The 14,995-nt window shown below is 65.6% G+C and carries 11 protein-coding genes and 1 pseudogene; 5 read left to right on the top strand and 7 right to left on the bottom strand.

The window, feature by feature from the left end; all coding sequences use genetic code 11:
* Nucleotides 1-595: 595 nt before the first annotated feature.
* A complete protein-coding gene (hisN, locus tag QE444_RS22400) occupies nt 596-1,402 on the bottom strand; it encodes a histidinol-phosphatase (protein WP_285387817.1) in 807 nt (268 codons plus the stop codon).
* A 2-nt stretch (nt 1,403-1,404) separates the two neighbouring features.
* Nucleotides 1,405-2,355, bottom strand: coding sequence for an adenosine deaminase (locus QE444_RS22395; protein ID WP_133861420.1), 951 nt, complete (start codon nt 2,353-2,355; stop codon nt 1,405-1,407).
* Nucleotides 2,356-2,583: 228 nt separating this feature from the next.
* Here QE444_RS22395 and QE444_RS22390 point away from each other — a divergent pair, with 228 nt between their 5' ends.
* Nucleotides 2,584-3,687 carry an acyltransferase gene (locus tag QE444_RS22390; protein ID WP_280308809.1) on the top strand — a complete coding sequence of 368 codons (1,104 nt, stop codon included), beginning with the start codon at nt 2,584-2,586 and terminating at the stop codon, nt 3,685-3,687.
* A gap of 172 nt (nt 3,688-3,859) precedes the next feature.
* Here QE444_RS22390 and QE444_RS22385 read toward each other — a convergent pair whose 3' ends face one another.
* Entirely contained in the window at nt 3,860-5,824 is a 1,965-nt protein-coding gene (locus QE444_RS22385; RefSeq protein ID WP_285387821.1) for a beta-L-arabinofuranosidase domain-containing protein, read from the bottom strand.
* A gap of 16 nt (nt 5,825-5,840) precedes the next feature.
* Nucleotides 5,841-7,232 (bottom strand): MFS transporter, encoded by a 1,392-nt coding sequence (locus QE444_RS22380; protein WP_273862935.1) that lies wholly within the window; start codon nt 7,230-7,232, stop codon nt 5,841-5,843.
* A gap of 210 nt (nt 7,233-7,442) precedes the next feature.
* Here QE444_RS22380 and QE444_RS22375 point away from each other — a divergent pair, with 210 nt between their 5' ends.
* From QE444_RS22375 to QE444_RS22365, 3 genes and pseudogenes are all read left to right on the top strand, one after another.
* Nucleotides 7,443-8,249, top strand: coding sequence for an AraC family transcriptional regulator (locus QE444_RS22375; RefSeq protein WP_273862934.1), 807 nt, complete (start codon nt 7,443-7,445; stop codon nt 8,247-8,249).
* Between the two features lie 130 nt (nt 8,250-8,379).
* Nucleotides 8,380-9,487, top strand: a pseudogene (locus tag QE444_RS22370) (calcium:proton antiporter).
* 9 nt (nt 9,488-9,496) lie between these two features.
* Nucleotides 9,497-10,060, top strand: a complete 564-nt coding sequence (locus tag QE444_RS22365) for a DedA family protein (RefSeq protein WP_133861417.1) — start codon at nt 9,497-9,499, stop codon at nt 10,058-10,060.
* A gap of 1,063 nt (nt 10,061-11,123) precedes the next feature.
* Here QE444_RS22365 and QE444_RS22360 read toward each other — a convergent pair.
* Entirely contained in the window at nt 11,124-12,143 is a 1,020-nt protein-coding gene (locus tag QE444_RS22360; protein ID WP_133861416.1) for a branched-chain amino acid aminotransferase, read from the bottom strand.
* A 386-nt stretch (nt 12,144-12,529) separates the two neighbouring features.
* Here QE444_RS22360 and QE444_RS22355 point away from each other — a divergent pair, with 386 nt between their 5' ends.
* Nucleotides 12,530-13,021: a hypothetical protein gene (locus QE444_RS22355; protein ID WP_178083908.1), complete on the top strand. Its 492-nt coding sequence runs from the start codon at nt 12,530-12,532 to the stop codon at nt 13,019-13,021.
* On the opposite strand, the gene QE444_RS22350 is transcribed toward QE444_RS22355, so the two are convergent.
* Together QE444_RS22350 and QE444_RS22345 are read right to left on the bottom strand one after the other, a co-directional pair.
* Entirely contained in the window at nt 13,018-14,061 is a 1,044-nt protein-coding gene (locus tag QE444_RS22350) for a zinc-dependent alcohol dehydrogenase family protein (protein WP_285389697.1), read from the bottom strand. The two genes, QE444_RS22355 and QE444_RS22350, sit on opposite strands and share 4 nt — an antisense overlap.
* 94 nt (nt 14,062-14,155) lie before the next feature.
* A complete protein-coding gene (locus QE444_RS22345; RefSeq protein WP_285389695.1) occupies nt 14,156-14,848 on the bottom strand; it encodes a 3'-5' exonuclease in 693 nt (230 codons plus the stop codon).
* Nucleotides 14,849-14,995: the final 147 nt, after the last annotated feature.

The raw sequence follows: 14,995 nt of genomic DNA, 5'->3' as shown, positions 1-14,995 counted from the left end.
ACGGGGACTAGGCGCCAGCCTGGAATTTAGGGAGCGCTTGCAGAGAGGCCATCGCGATTCGTAGCGTGGAAAACCGCGCAGCGTTTTCCACTGCTGGGCACCTAAACCATCAGTGGACAAGGCTTCGCCGTTGTCCACGCTACGATCGCTTACGGTTCTTCAACCAACACCTTCAGGCTGGCGAAGCGCCCCGTTCAGGAGGGCGAACGCCAGTGTCGTGGAGTGGGTCGAGCCGCATGGATGCGGCGAGAGGCCTAACGGGCCATGGACGGCCCGTATAGGCCGACCCCGGAACGGCGCTGGCGTGAGCGAAACGTAGCGTAGCGAAGTAACAGCCGCAGGCTGGCCCGAAGGGTGAGCGCAGCGAATCACCCGCAGCGCAGCGGAGGGCCGGATGGTGGGGCAAGCGTTTTTGGTTACTTTTGTCCGGGGCGCGCAGCCGCGACTGGCAAAAGTGACTCGCCTGAGGGGGCGAAACAAAATCCATCCGAGCACTCGATAAGCAAATAGGGCACTGATAAACCAAGGCATCACGGCAAACTCCGCGTTGGGCTTCGCTGCGCTCAACCCAACCTACGGACCCGCCTGCCAAGCCTCAAGCCAGGTGCTGCAACCGCTCCACCAGCTGCGCATGCAGCTGCGGATCGCCGCAGGCGAGGATGGCGCCACCCTGTTGGGCATCGCCGCCATCCCAGGCGGTCATGCGGCCGCCGGCGCCTTCGATGATGGGGATCAGCGCCTGGACGTCGTAGGGCTGCAGGCCCGCTTCGATGATGACGTCGACGAAACCCGAGGCGAGCATGCAGTAGGCGTAGCAGTCGCCGCCGAAGCGGGCCAGCTGCACCTCGGCGGCCACGGCGTCGAAGGCGGCCAGGCGCTCGGGAGTGTCGAAGATGTCGCGGCTGGTGCACATCAGCCGGGCCTGGGCCAGGTTGGCGCAGGCGCGGGTGCGCAGGGCCGCGCCGTTGCGCCAGGCGCCGGCGGGGGTGCCCAGGTAGCGCTCGCCGGTGAAGGGCTGGTTCATCACCCCGATCACCGGACGGTTGCCGTCGTTGAGCGCCACCAGGGTGCCCCACAGCGGCAGGCCGGTGATGAAGGCGCGGGTGCCGTCGATGGGATCGAGTACCCAGCTCAGGGGGCTGCCGCCGGCGACGTTCTCTTCTTCCTCGCCGAGGATGCCGTGATCCGGATGCTCGGCCTGGATGAGTTCGCGCATGGCCCGTTCGGCGGCCTTGTCGGCGATGGTCACCGGGTCGTAGCGGCGACCGGCGATGGCCGCGTCGCCCTTGTCGTCCACCGCCAGCTGGGCGCGGAAGTAGGGCTGGATGGCCACGGCGGCGGCGTCGGCCAGGCGCTCGGCGAAGCGTTCGTAGTAGGAAATCTCGGCAGCGGTCAGGCTCATGCTCATTTCACCAGGCGGGCGTCGAGGCTGTTCTGCGCCAGGCGCCGGGCCTGCTCCTGGGTCATGCCCAGGCCTTCGTGCAGGGCCATGAAGTTCTCGGTGACGTAGCCGCCGAAGTAGGCCGGGTCGTCCGAGTTGACGGTGACCTTGAGGCCGCGGTCGAGCATCTTGAGGATGGTGTGCTGGCTCATGTCGTCGAACACGCAGAGCTTGGTGTTGGACAGCGGGCAGACGGTGAGCGGGATCTGCTGGTCGACCAGACGGGCCATCAGCCGCTCGTCCTCGAAGGCGCGCACGCCGTGGTCGATCCGCACCACGCCGAGCTGGTCGAGGGCTTCCCAGATGTACTCCGGCGGACCTTCCTCGCCGGCGTGGGCGACGGCCGGAAAGCCTTCGGCACGGGCACGGGCGAAGACACGCTTGAACTTGCTCGGCGGATGGCCCTTTTCCGAGCTGTCCAGGCCGACGGCGACGAAGTGGTCGCGGAACGGCAGTGCCTGGTCCAGGGTGGCCTGGGCGGCATCTTCGGAGAGGTGGCGCAGAAAGCTCAGGATCAGCCCGCTGGTCACGCCCAGCTGCCGCTCGCCGTCGCTCAGCGCCTGGGTGATGCCGCGCACCACCACCTCGAAGGGAACGCCGCGATCGGTGTGGGTCTGGGGATCGAAGAAGGGCTCGGTGTGGATGACGTTCTGCTCCTTGCACTTGAGCAGATAAGCCCAGGTCAGGTCGTAGAAGTCCTGCTCGGTGCGCAGCACGTCGGCACCGGCGTAGTAGAGGTCGAGGAATTCCTGCAGGTTGCCGAAGTTGTAGGCGGCGCGCAGGGCTTCGACATCGCCCCAGGGCAGGGCGACGCCATGGCGCTCGGCCAGTTTGAACAGCAGTTCGGGCTCCAGGGTGCCTTCCAGGTGCAGGTGCAGTTCGGCCTTGGGCAGGGCGTTGAGCCAGTCGTACATGGGAGCCTCGGGATAGCTTGAATCGGAAAAAGATGGACGATTGTCGCACGCTTTGCCGGGTTTTCCGCAGGCATCCGGGTTCCCGCTGACCGATGTACGGTGGCTTCGTCGGTTAGAAATTCCCAGCATTCCACGCTTTGGGCCAGCAAAGGGCCATAACACCTGCATTGGGTCCGGATCTGACTACAATCGGGACGCATGGCTCCAAACACCAGGCGTGAGGTATCCGTGCAGACCGTTCAGGATTACGTTGGCGGCAAGAACAACAATCTCAATCTGATTCGCATGATCGCGGCGCTCGCCGTGGTCTTCAGCCACAGTTTCGCCATCTCCAGTGGCACCGCCACGGCGGAACCCGGGCGCGAGAGCCTGGGCATGACCCTCGGCGATATCGCGGTCGACATCTTCTTCATCACCAGCGGTTTCCTGGTCACCAAGAGTCTGCTCAGCCGCGCCGACATCATCGACTTCGTCTGGGGCCGTGCCCTGCGCGTGGTGCCAGGCTTGCTGGTGATGCTGATGCTGACGGTGCTCGGCCTCGGCGCCTGGCTGACCCGGGCACCGCTGCAGGATTATCTGAGCGATCCCCAGACCTGGTTCTATCTGCTGAAGAACACCGGGTTGATCGCCGGTGCCGAATTCGACCTGCCCGGGCTGTTCGAGGGTAATCCGCTACAGACCATCGTCAACGGCTCGCTGTGGACGCTGCCTTTCGAGGTGGGCATGTACGGCGCCCTGGCGCTGCTGTGGCTGGCCGTGCTCTGGCTGCGCCTGGACAGCCGGCACTTCCAGCGCGCCATCCTGCTGTTCGCCGCCGGTGCCGTGCTGTTCAAGCTGTTCGCCTATTACTTCTTCGCCAGCGAATCGCACCTGCTGCGGCTGTTCCAGATGTTCTTTCTGGGGGGCGCCTTCTATGTGCTGCGCGGCTACATTCCGCTGTCACGTGCGCTGTTCGCTGCCGCCGTGGCACTGCTGGCGGTGGCCACCCCCGACCGTGACAGCTTCTTCCTGGTCTACAACCTGACGCTGGGCTACGTGCTGCTCTACCTCGCCTTCGTTCCGGGCGGGCGCATCCGCGCCTTCAACGAGGTGGGCGACTATTCCTACGGGCTCTACATCTATTCCTTCCCGGTGCAGCAGACCCTGGCGGCGGTGATCCCCGGCATCGAGGCCTGGACCATGGTGCTGCTCTCGATCGGCATCACCCTGCCGTTGGCGGTGGTCTCCTGGTTCCTGGTGGAGCGCCATGCCCTGGGGTATCGCCAGGCCTGCGCCTCGGGTACCAAGGCGGTGTGGAAGCGCCTGGCGCCGCGTGGATCGGAAGCGAACTAGGGGCACCTGAGCGAAGGTTGGGCAAGGAAAGGTCAGCGCAGTGAGAGGCCCGGGCTCATGCCTACGTCTCCGAGAGGCAAATGAGCCCGGCTGCCTAGGACAGAAGGTCAGGCCGGTGAACGCGCCGGTTTCAATCCAGCCATGCCTGGCGGCAGACACCGCCTGATGCCCCTCAGCGTTCGTTGACCCAGACCCGCATCTCGCCTTCGCCACGATTGGCCCAGGCGTAGTAGGGAATGAAAGTGAGTCGCTGCGGACTTGCCTGAGTCGAGGCCGGATCCTGGCGGTAGAGTGACTGGTCGGGGCTGCCTGCTCCGTTCCAGCGCAATCCGTCGGTCTCCAGCTGCACGACCTGCGTCAGCGGCGCACGGCCCTGGATCTCATGGAAGTGCGCCGTTGGTGGCAGTGACAGGTTGTGCAGATCGACGCCGTTGTCCGCCTGCTCCAGGCAATAAACCAGCGGCCCGCGCTGCAGGGCCACCTTGCCGGCCAGCTGGCGTACCCGAGGGTGGGTGCGCAGGCGTTGGGTCGGCATGGGCAGGTCCAGCTTAACCCGGTCGCCGGCCTGCCACTTGCGGCGCAGGAGGCAATAGCCGTCGCGCGCTAGGGGCGCAACCTCGACCGCCTCGTCGTTGATCCGTACCCCGGGCGCCGGGCACCAGTCTGGCAACCGCAGGGCCAGGGTAAAGGTGCCGCTCTGGGCCTCCCCGCTCAACTCGAAATCGATGCGGCCCTGCCAGGGGTAGGCGCTGCGCTGGCGCAGGTGCCAGCGCTGGCCGGCGACGGTGCAGTCGAGGTCGCTGCCTACGTAGAGGTGTACATACAGGCAGTCCTCGCGTTGCAGATATATATAGTCCTCCAGCGAGCCCAGCAGGCGGGCGATGTTCGGCGGACAGCAGGCACAACCGAACCAGCGCTGGCGCACGGCGTGAACGTGGTCGTAACGGTGGCTGCCGCCTAAGGTCGCGGGGTCTACCTCCAGAGGATTAACGTAGAAGAAGTGCCGGCCGTCCAGTGCCATGCCGGCCAGCACGGTGTTGTACAGGGCCCGCTCCAGAACGTCGGCATAGCGGCCTTCCGGGCTGAGCTCGAGTAGGCGCCGGGCGAACATCACCAAGGCCACTGAGGCGCAGGTTTCGGCGTAGGCGGTATCGCTCGGCAGGTCGAAGTCGCAGGTCAGGGATTCGCCATGGCTCTGGGCGCCCACTCCGCCGGTGACATAGAGCTGGCGCTGGGTCAGGTTGTCCCAGATGCGCTGGCAGGCAGCGGCCTGTTCGGCGTCGCCGGTGAGCCGGGCGAGGTGGGCGACCCCGGTGTAGAGATAGAGCAGGCGGACCGCATGGCCGACCGCCTTGTCCTGCTTGAGGATGGGGGCGTGGGCCTGGCTGTAGGCCTTGTCCTTGATCATCCAGGCCGGGCCGTGGCTGGGCCAATGGAAGGTGCGGCCACGGCGCTCGTACTCGGCGTCGTAGTAGTGCGGCTGCTGGCCGCGCTGCTCGACGAAGTAGCGACCCAGGGCCAGGTAGCGTGGCTCATCGGTGGCCTCGTACAGACGCATCAGCGCCAGTTCGATCTCCGGGTGTCCCGGATAGCCGCGCAACTGCTCCGGGCCAGGGCCGAACACCTGGTCGATGTGGTCGGTCAGGCGCCGGGCGATGTCCAGCAGGGCGGTCTTGCCGGTGGCCTGGTAGTAGGCCACGGCGGCTTCGATCAGGTGGCCGGCGCAGTACAGCTCGTGGCATTCGGCGAGGTTGGTCCAACGTGCGGCGGGGGCCTTCACGGTGAAGTAGGTGTTGAGGTAACCGTCCGGCTGCTGGGCGGCGCCGATAAGGGCGATCACCTCGTCCGCGGTGGCTTCCAGCGCCGGATCAGGAGCTTGAGCGAGCTGGTAGGCCACCGCTTCCAGCCATTTGGTCACGTCGCTGTCCTGGAACACCATGCCGTGGTGTTCGCCCTGGCGCTGTCCTGCGGCAATGCGGAAGTTGTCGATGGCGTGGCTGGGCTCGGCGGCGTCGACACGGTCGTTCAACGCCTCCCACTGGTAGGGGATGACCACTTCGCGGATCAGTTGCCGATAGGCGTTCCAGAAAGGGTCGTCGAGCCGGACGCGCGGGGTGTCGTGAAGGGTAGTGGTCATGAAATCCTCCAGAAGATCAGCAGGCGGCCTGCAGGTCGTCGGCCAGGCGTTGCATGAAAGGGCGATTCAGCTTGCAGAACACCAGTACGCCCGCCAGCGCCAGGTGCAGCAGGGCGGGGACCAGGGTCTGCAGCAGGGTGATGGCGGCCAGCGAGGCCGGGGTCTGGGCGCCCTGGCCGGGATGGTAGGCCACCAGGGTGAAGAGGACGCTGATGATCAGGGCGCTCGAGGCCCAGGCCAGCTTGATGCAGAACAGGTTGGCGGCGAAGTTTAGCCCTGAGGAGCGCACCCCGGTCTTCCAGCGACCGTAGTCGTCGGCGAAGGCCATGAAGGAGAAGTGCAGCGGCAGCGTCATGCCCTGCACCAGGCACGTGGCGAAGATCAGGCCGAGCCAGAGCTGGGCGTGCTCGGTGCCGGTGGGCACCAGGTACAGTCCCAGGCTCCAGACCGCCAGCAACAGGTTGACGCCCAGGTACAGCCGGAGCGGATCGACCCGGCGCGACAGGGGCGGAACCAGCAGGGCGCCACCGGTGGTGGCCAAGGCCACCATGGCGAAGAACAGCGAGGTGTAGGCCGTACTGCCGTGTAGTACGTAGGTGATGAAGTACAGGTAGCCGCCGCCGCGTACGTTGAACACGTTGATCAGTAGGAAGGACAGCACCAGCATCAGCAGCAACTGGTCGTTGCGCTTCATCGCAGCGAGGTGCTGGCGCAGCCTGAAGTGACCTAGGGTTGCCAGGGGTACGCGCTCACGTACGCTGAAAAAGCACCAGAGGAACATGGCCACCGCCACGGTGCAAAGCAGGGTGACGCCCCAGCGATAGCCTCGTACTGGGTCGCCGTGGCCGAACGCGACGACCATCCAGGGCAGACCTACCGAGACCAGCAACCCGGCGAGGCCGCAGAGCATGAAGCGCCAGGTCTGGCAGGACACCACCTCCTGCTGGCGAGTGGTCATGGCGTTGATCAGGGCGCAGTAGGGCACGTTGATGGCGCTGTAGCTCAGCGACAGCGCCAGGTAGGTGACGAAGGCATAGACCAGCTTGGCGGTGGGATCGAGGTCCGGGGTGCTGAAGGTCAGAATGCCGGCCAACCCAATGGGCAGAGCGGCCCACAGTTGCCAGGGGCGGAAGCGACCGAAGCGGCTGTTGGTGCGGTCGGCCAGGGTGCCCATCAGCGGATCGGCGAGGGCATCCACGACCCGGAGCACCAGGAACAGGGTGCCGACCACGGCTGGGGTGAGGCCGAAGATGTCGGTGTAGAAGAAGGTAAGAAAGTTGGCGATGAGGCAGGTGATGATGGTGCCCCCGGCATCGCCAAGGCCATAGCCGAATTTTTCCGTCCGAGACAATTCCGCCGCAGACGAGGCAGGCGCGAGGGGTGCGGAGGTAAGGACCGAGGTGGTCATGCGAGCTTCTCCCTTTCTTGTCATTATTGGAGTGCGACCGTCGAATTGGACGGTCTGAGCCTGTTCCTGCCGCCTTTGGAGCGGTTGGCCTGGACGCTAGGTTGGCATCCGTGGGCGGCGGCCGACAAGAGAGCCGAGACGTATAAAAACGGGACGATTCCGACTTATCGTGCCAAGCTGGATGGATCGACGAATGCCAAGGGTGCGGTCATGCTGCAACTGATTTTCGCCAGCCCGTTGCAGGTACAGAACGGCGGCCACTTCATCTCCCGCGGGGTGGGACGCCATCCACGGCGAATCCTCGATTCCTATGAGCTGATCTACGTCGACCGCGGCATCCTTAGGCTCCGCGAGGAGGACGAGGAATTCGTCCTGGGCGCCGGCGAAGCCCTGTTGCTGCAGCCGGGGCGCTTGCACGAAGGCCTAGGCGATTTCGATCCCGACCTGAGTTTTTACTGGCTGCATTTCGAATTAGCCGCTGCGCCCGCCGCGGGAGAGGCCCTGGCGATACCCCAGCGTTCCCAGGTGCAGGTGCCGGAGCGCTTCGTCGCCCTGCTGCGGCTGTTTCTTGCCGAACAGGAAGATGGCGCCCCACCGGCGGCCCTGGAACTGCTGCTGCTGGCGCTGCTGGAGCGCCTGGCGCGCAGTCCGCTGGCCAGCGCCGCCCAGGGGGCCGGGGTGGCCCTGGCTTATCGTGCCCGCCAGTTGATCGGCACGCGCTTCGGCGAAGCCCTTGGCGCCGCAACGCTGGCCAGTGCTTTGCGCTGCAATCCCGACTACCTGGGCCGGGTGTTCCGCCAGACCTTCGGCATTACCCTGACCGAAGCCATCCATCGCCAGCGTATTACCGCGGCTGAGCGCCTGCTCCTCAATGCCGAGTTGCCACTGGCGCGCATCGCCGAGCGCTGCGGCTTCGGCGATAGTGCCTATTTCCGCCGACTGTTCCGTCGCCAGCGCGGCATGACACCGGCCGCCTACCGCCGGCTGTACTGCAAGGAGCACATCAACTCGGCATGAGCGCGGCGGCGGCTTCGAGCATAGCGGGCCGCCTACGGCGGGGTTGCAGAGGTACTGACTCGGCTTGCGAGCGTTTTGCCGTCTATGGCGGTCGTAACAAGGCATTGCTCAACCAAGGACGCCCCTTTCCATGCTTGCCGCCCTCAAAGACGAAACCCTGCTGCTGGTCGCCATCGGCGCCACGGTGCTGGCCTATGTGTTCGAACACGCCCTGCTCGACGGTGGCCAGACCCTGGCGCTGATCGCGGCTGGCGGTCTGATCGCCGCCATCATCTGCGCGGCCATGCGCGTGGCCCACCACGCCGAACTGCTGGCGGAAAAGGTCGGCGATCCCTATGGCACCATGATCCTGACGCTCTCCGCCGTGCTGGTGGAGGTGATCATCCTGGCGATCATGATGAGCCACGACCATTCGCCGACCCTGGCCCGCGACACCATCTATGCCGCGGTGATGCTGGACATGAACGGCATCATCGGCCTGGCCGCCCTGCTCGGTGGCCTCAAGCATGGCGAACAGCCCTACAACGACGATTCCAGCCGCAGCTACGGGGTGATGATCATCACCGCGGTGAGCATCTCCATGCTGGTGCCGGAATTCATCCCTTCGGCCCAGTGGCACGTCTATTCCTTCTTCACCATCGGCGCCATGGCGCTGCTCTATACCCTGTTCCTGCGCATGCAGACCGGCCCGCACAGCTATTTCTTCAGCTACAACTACCCGGACAAGAAGCGCAAGCGTCCGGCGGTCGAGGGCGAAGCCCGCCACCGCTGGCCATGGCGAAAGCAGCGCCACCCTGTCCATCGCCATGCTGATCGGCGGCATCGTCGCCACCGGGGCCCTGGCCGAGGTGATGTCCAAGTCGCTGGATACCGGCCTGGAAGGCCTGGCGGTGCCAGCGCTGGTCCCCGCGCTGGTGGTGGCGGTGATCTCCGCCAGCCCCGAGATCCTCACCGCGCTGCGCGCGGCCATGGCCAATCGCATGCAGTCGGTGATCAACATCGCCCTGGGCGCCAGCCTGTCCACGGTGATCCTCACCGTGCCGGTGGTGGAAGCCATCGCCCTGTACAATGGCCAGCCGATCCAGATGGCCATGACCCCGGTGCAGACGGTGATGATGGCCGTGACCCTGATCGTCGCCGCCATCAACCTCAACGACGGCGAGACCAACGCCATCGAGGGCATGACCCACTTCGTGCTGTTCGGCACCTTCATCATGCTGACCATTCTCGGTCTCTAGGGACGCACCATGATCGACAGCGAGGTCATCAGCAACTACGGTTACGGCGCCGCTGTCCTGGGCGCCCTGATCGAGGGCGATGGCGTGGCCATCCTGGCCGGCATCGCCGCCCGCCACGGCTACCTGCTGTATCCGCTCACGGCCGTCTGTGTGGCCCTGGGCGGCTTCATCGGTGACCAGACGCTGTTCTTTCTCGGGCGGCGCTATGGCGACCGCATCCTGGGGCGCTTCAAGCGTCAGCAGGCGCGCATCGACTGGTTGCGCAGCCGCATCCATCGCCACGAGGCGCTGTGGATCATCGGTATCCGCTTCGCCTACGGCTTCCGCCTGATCGGCCCGCTGCTGATCGGCGCCAGCGGCGTACGCCCGCGGCGCTTCCTGTTCTTCAACATCATCGGCGCGCTGCTCTGGGGCTTTTTCATGACCGGCATCGGTTATGCGGTGGGCGAGATCCTGCGGGACTTCTTCGCCGAGCATCATGTGTCGAAGCGGTGGTTCTTTGCGGCGGCGATCTGCGTGGCGGTGCTGTTCATCGGCGCCCGCGCCATCCTGCGGCGGCGGGAGAGGGTGTAGGGTAGGGCGGCGTAGGTTGGGTTGAGCGCAAGCGAAGCCCAACGTTGCGGACTTGGATCTTGGATGCTTCGGCTAGTTGTTGAGTTTCGCTTGTAGCCCCTGTTTCGCCTAGCCGACGACTTACTTTTCTTTGCTTGCGGATCGCCGCCCGGTGCAAAGAAAAGTAAGCAAAAGAAAGCACGCCCCACGTTTCGGCCCTGCGCTGCGCTCCGGGTCCCCTCGCTCCGGCGCCGCTCCGGGGGCACGGCACGAAGGGGCCTCCTGCCCCTCGCGCCTTGCTCGGCGTCCTGCCTCGCAACCCCCTCCGCAACGCCTGCACTCGGCCTCACTGACGGGGACGGGGCGCAAGCCTGAAGCTTGGGCGTTCACAAGATCTGTAACGTGTAAAACCGCAGAGCGTTTTCCACTGGCAGCCTTTAACTGCCGAACCAATTGTCTTTATCGCGGCCATGGGCCGCTCCTACAGTAGCCGGATATCCCGTAGGAGCGGCCCATGGCCGCGATTCCAGTAGAGTCAAGGCGTAGCGTGGAAAACCGCGCAGCGTTTTCCACTGATGTGCTTGACCGCGAAAAGTGGACAAGGCTTCGCCGTTGTCCACGCTACAGGTCCTTCCACCAATACTTTCAGGCTGGCGAATCGCCCCGTTCAGCAGGGTGAACGCCAGTGTCGTGGAGTGGGTCGAGCCGCATGGATGCGGCGAGAGGCCTAACGGGCCATGGACGGCCCGTGTAGGCCGACCCCGGAACGGCGCTGGCGTGAGCGGACCCGGAGCGAAGCGTAGGGCCGGATGGTCGGGGCAAGCGTTTTTGCTTACTTTTTTCGCGATTGAAAAAAGTGAGTCGCCCGGGTGGGCGAAACAAGAGCCACGAACAGATCGCGATAAATAGCTAGGGCACCTATAACCCTAACCGCAATCCGTTGGACTTCGCTTGCGCTCAGCGCCAACCTACGCCGTGCCTTTGGCGTTGGGCTTCGCTTGCGCTCAACCCAACCTACCGCCAACCCCTTCTCCAACGAAAAAGGCGCCCTGAGGCGCCTTTTTCGAACCAAACCAACCCCAGGTCAGACCTTGACGATCCAACCCTCCGGGGCCGGCTTGTCGCCGGTCTGGATGCCGGTCAGTTCTTCGTACAGCTTGCGCGTCACCGGGCCGACGTCGGTCAGGCTGTGGAAGACGTGCAGCTTCTCGCCGTACTGGATGCCGCCGATGGGGGTGATGACCGCCGCCGTGCCGCAGGCGCCGGCTTCGACGAACTGGTCGAGCTGGTCGATATGGACATCGCCCTCGACCACTTCCAGGTTCAGCCGCTCGCGCGCCAGGTCCATCAGCGACATGCGGGTCACGCCCGGCAGCACCGATTCGGAGCGCGGGGTGACGAACTTGCCGTCGCCGGTGATGGCGAAGAAGTTGGCCGAACCGACTTCCTCGATCTTGCTGTGGGTCAGGGGGTCCAGGTAGATGCAGTCGGCGAAGCCTTCGGCCTTGGCCTGGGCGCCGGGCATCAGGCTGGCGGCGTAGTTGCCGCCGACCTTGGCGGCGCCGGTGCCCTGGGGCGCGGCGCGGTCGTAGCCGGAGATCACGAAGTTGTGCGGGGTCATGCCGCCCTTGAAGTAGGCACCGACCGGGATGCCGAACACCACGAAGTGGAACTCGGGGGCGGTACGCACGCCGATGTTGTCACCCACGCCGATGACGAAGGGACGCAGATAGAAGGCGCCGCCGGTACCGTGGGGCGGAATCCAGGCCTCGTTGGCCTTGACCACCTGCTGGCAGGCGTCGATGAACATCTCGGTGGGGACCGGCGGCATCAGCAGGCGGGCGCAGCTCCTGTGCATGCGCGCGGCGTTGCGATCGGGACGGAACAGGTTGATGGAGCCGTCCTGGCAGCGATAGGCCTTGAGGCCTTCGAAGCACTGCTGGCCGTAGTGGATGGCCGTGGAGCCTTCGCTGATATGCAGCTGGTTGTCGCGAGTCAGCTCGCCGGGTCCCCAGCTGCCGTTGCGATAGGTGGCGATATAGCGGAAGTCGGTCTTGATGTAGTCGAAACCGAGGGTCTTCCAATCGATGTCCGCAGCGCTCATAGATCCTCGCAGTGCTCTCCGGCGGCTTGGCCGGTCGTTTCGTGGTCGGGCCGTACGCCTCGCCGGCGACGGTTCAAGGGGGTGGACGAGGCAGGCTCGTCGCTAGGTTCTGTATGAAAAGTCGCCGAGCGAAGGTCAGGCAAGACAAAAATCGGCGAGGAAGCGGAGTTTACGAGGGGTAAATGAGCATTCCGAGCTGATTTTTTACGCAGCATCACCGAGCGCAGGCACCTTTCGTACAGAGCCTAGACTGTGAAAGATACCGCTTATCCGGACCGCTGGGGGCACCTTTCAGCCAATCGGGTCTCCAAAGTCTGAAGCTGGCCCTTTGCCGCCTCGGCCTGCTGCCTCAGGCTGGAGGATGGGGTCATCACCAGGAGCTCGTTTTGAAAACAATGATGGCGTTGCTGGGTGCCTTGACCCTGCCAACGCTCACGGCGCAGGCCGCCGGTATCTTCACCGATGGATTCGACGCGGCCCTCAATCGCCGGGTCATCGAATGGCGGGGCGCGCCCTCGCCGGAAGGCATCGTCTTCAGCGTGATCGCCAGTCAGTTCAAGACCAGTGCCGGCAACGCCACCACCGATTTCCGCACCCAGCTCTCCACCTTCGGCGACAAGGTGCGCTTCAATGGCTGCAGCGCCAGTCGCTGGGAGATGAACGGCCAGATCTACCTGCCGCTCAAGGGCCAGTACCGCATGGCCGGGCTGGACGAGCGCTACGGTGAATATTTCGTCGCCCAACCCACCCGCCAGGATCTGGAGTGGGTGGCCATGAACACCCGCGTTCACTATCGCCTCTGCCGCCTGCGCGAAACCCTGACCGCCGAGGACCTGCAGGGCCTGCGCTGGGTGTTGCAGGCGGCGGAGGCGGATTAGTCGAAGCGGGTGATGACGGTCACCCCGGTGCCTGCGAAGGTATCCATGTGCATCAGCGCCGCGCTGGATTCGGCCAGGCTGATCTCGCGGCCGATCAGCTGCTCCGGCGCCAGGGTGCCCTGGCGCAGCATGGCCATCAGCACGTCGTAGCGATGGGCCTGCATGCCGTGGCTGCCGAGGATCTCCAGTTCCCGGGCAATCACCAGGTTCATCGGCAGCGCCGGGGTCGCCTGGTCACCCAGCAGCAGCCCGACCTGGACGTGCTTGCCGCGCTTGCGCAGGCTGGCGATGGAATTGCAGCAGGTGGTGGGATGCCCCAGGGCGTCGAGGGAGACGTGCGCACCGCCGCCGGTGAGTTCCTGCACCGCCTCGGGCACGCTGGCCACCTGGGTGGCATCGATCGTCGCCACCGCGCCGAGACGACGCGCCAGGGCCAGCTTGTCGGCGGTGATGTCGATGGCCACCACCTGGGCGCCCTGGGCGCGGGCGATCATGATCGCCGAGAGGCCGACGCCGCCGCAGCCGTGCACTGCCACCCACTGGCCGGCGCTGACCCGGCCCTGATCGACCACCGCGCGAAAGGCCGTCACGAAGCGACAGCCGAGGCTGGCCGCCGTGGCGAAGTCCAGCTGCTCGGGCAAGGCGACCAGATTGAGATCGGCCTGGTGGATGCCGACGTACTGGGCGAAGGACCCCCAGTGGGTGAAGCCGGGCTGGAATTGGTGATCGCAGACCTGCTGGTGGCCGGCATGGCACTGCGGACAGGCGCCGCAGCCCCCGACGAAGGGCACCGTCACCCGGTCGCCGATACGCCAGAGGGTCACGTCCCTGCCCACCGCCTCGACCACCCCGGCCAGTTCGTGGCCTGGCACATGGGGCAGCTCGATGTCGCTGTCATGGCCGACCCAGCCGTGCCAGTCGCTGCGGCAGACGCCAGTGGCCATGACCTTGAGTACGACGCCGTGGGGCTCGGGGGTGGGGTCCGCGACCGTGGTCAGGCGGGGTGGCGCGGAAAAGGCTTCATAGACGACGGCTTTCATGGCGGTGCCTCGGGCTGGATGACGCCTCCAGTATGGCAAGCCGCGCGGATTTAGCCGGTCTGCTTGCCGGTGTTGCCGGCGGACTGCTGCCCGGCTAGCCCGCCAGGGCCTGCAGCCCGCTCCAGGTAGCCGGTGCGTCCTCGCCCAGCGCCTGCACCAGGGCGGCCTTGAGTCGGCAATCGGGCAGGGCGCGATGGGTTTCCTGCACGGCGATGCCTTGCTGGCGGGCAGCCATGGCCAGGGACTTGCGGCGCCAGCCGTCCTGGCTGCGGCTGTCCAGACTCGGCTCCTGCCAGAAGTGCGCATAGAGCTGCATCAGGCAGTGCAGACGGGTGCCATCCACCAGTTGTACCGGCGGCGTCTCGCGCTCCAGTTCCGGCGGCAGGGCCTGACCGTGGCGGCGGGCATTGTGGGCCAGCAGGCGATAGTCGAAGGCCATGCCATAGGCCAGCACGGTGCGGCCCTGCAGCAGGGGCCAGAGGGTGGCGAACACCTCGGGAAAGCGTGGCGCCTGGGCCAGGTGGGCATCGGTCAGACCGTGGATCAGGGTCGCCTCGCGCGGTACGGCGATGCTCGGGCGGACCAGGGTGTCGAGCAGCACCCGGCCGCTGAGGGTCATGACCGCCACCTCGATCAGCTGGGCATCCTCGCCCAGCCCGGTCGCCTCGGTATCCAGCACCAGGACGTCCTGCTCCAGCCAGCGGCGCGCCTGCTCGCGCACCCGTGCTTGCTGGGCGTTGTAGCGGGGTGAGACAGCGCTGGAGAAAGACGACGACAACGGATTCATACACGGCCTGACAGCTATAACCAAGGGTGCGCCCAAAAGTCGACAAGTCGGCTCTACGACGGGTGTGGGCATTCGATGCAAGATCATCGCCACAGGACACAGGCCGTTCGGCGGGGGCGACGAGCGGACCATCTGGCACGTCGAGGT

It is taken from the genome of Pseudomonas sp. SORGH_AS_0199, from assembly GCF_031453735.1.
Taxonomy (GTDB): Bacteria; Pseudomonadota; Gammaproteobacteria; order Pseudomonadales; family Pseudomonadaceae; genus Chryseomonas; species Chryseomonas aestiva.
The sequence above is the reverse complement of the archived record's forward strand: the minus strand, read 5'-3'. Positions and strand labels throughout refer to the sequence as shown.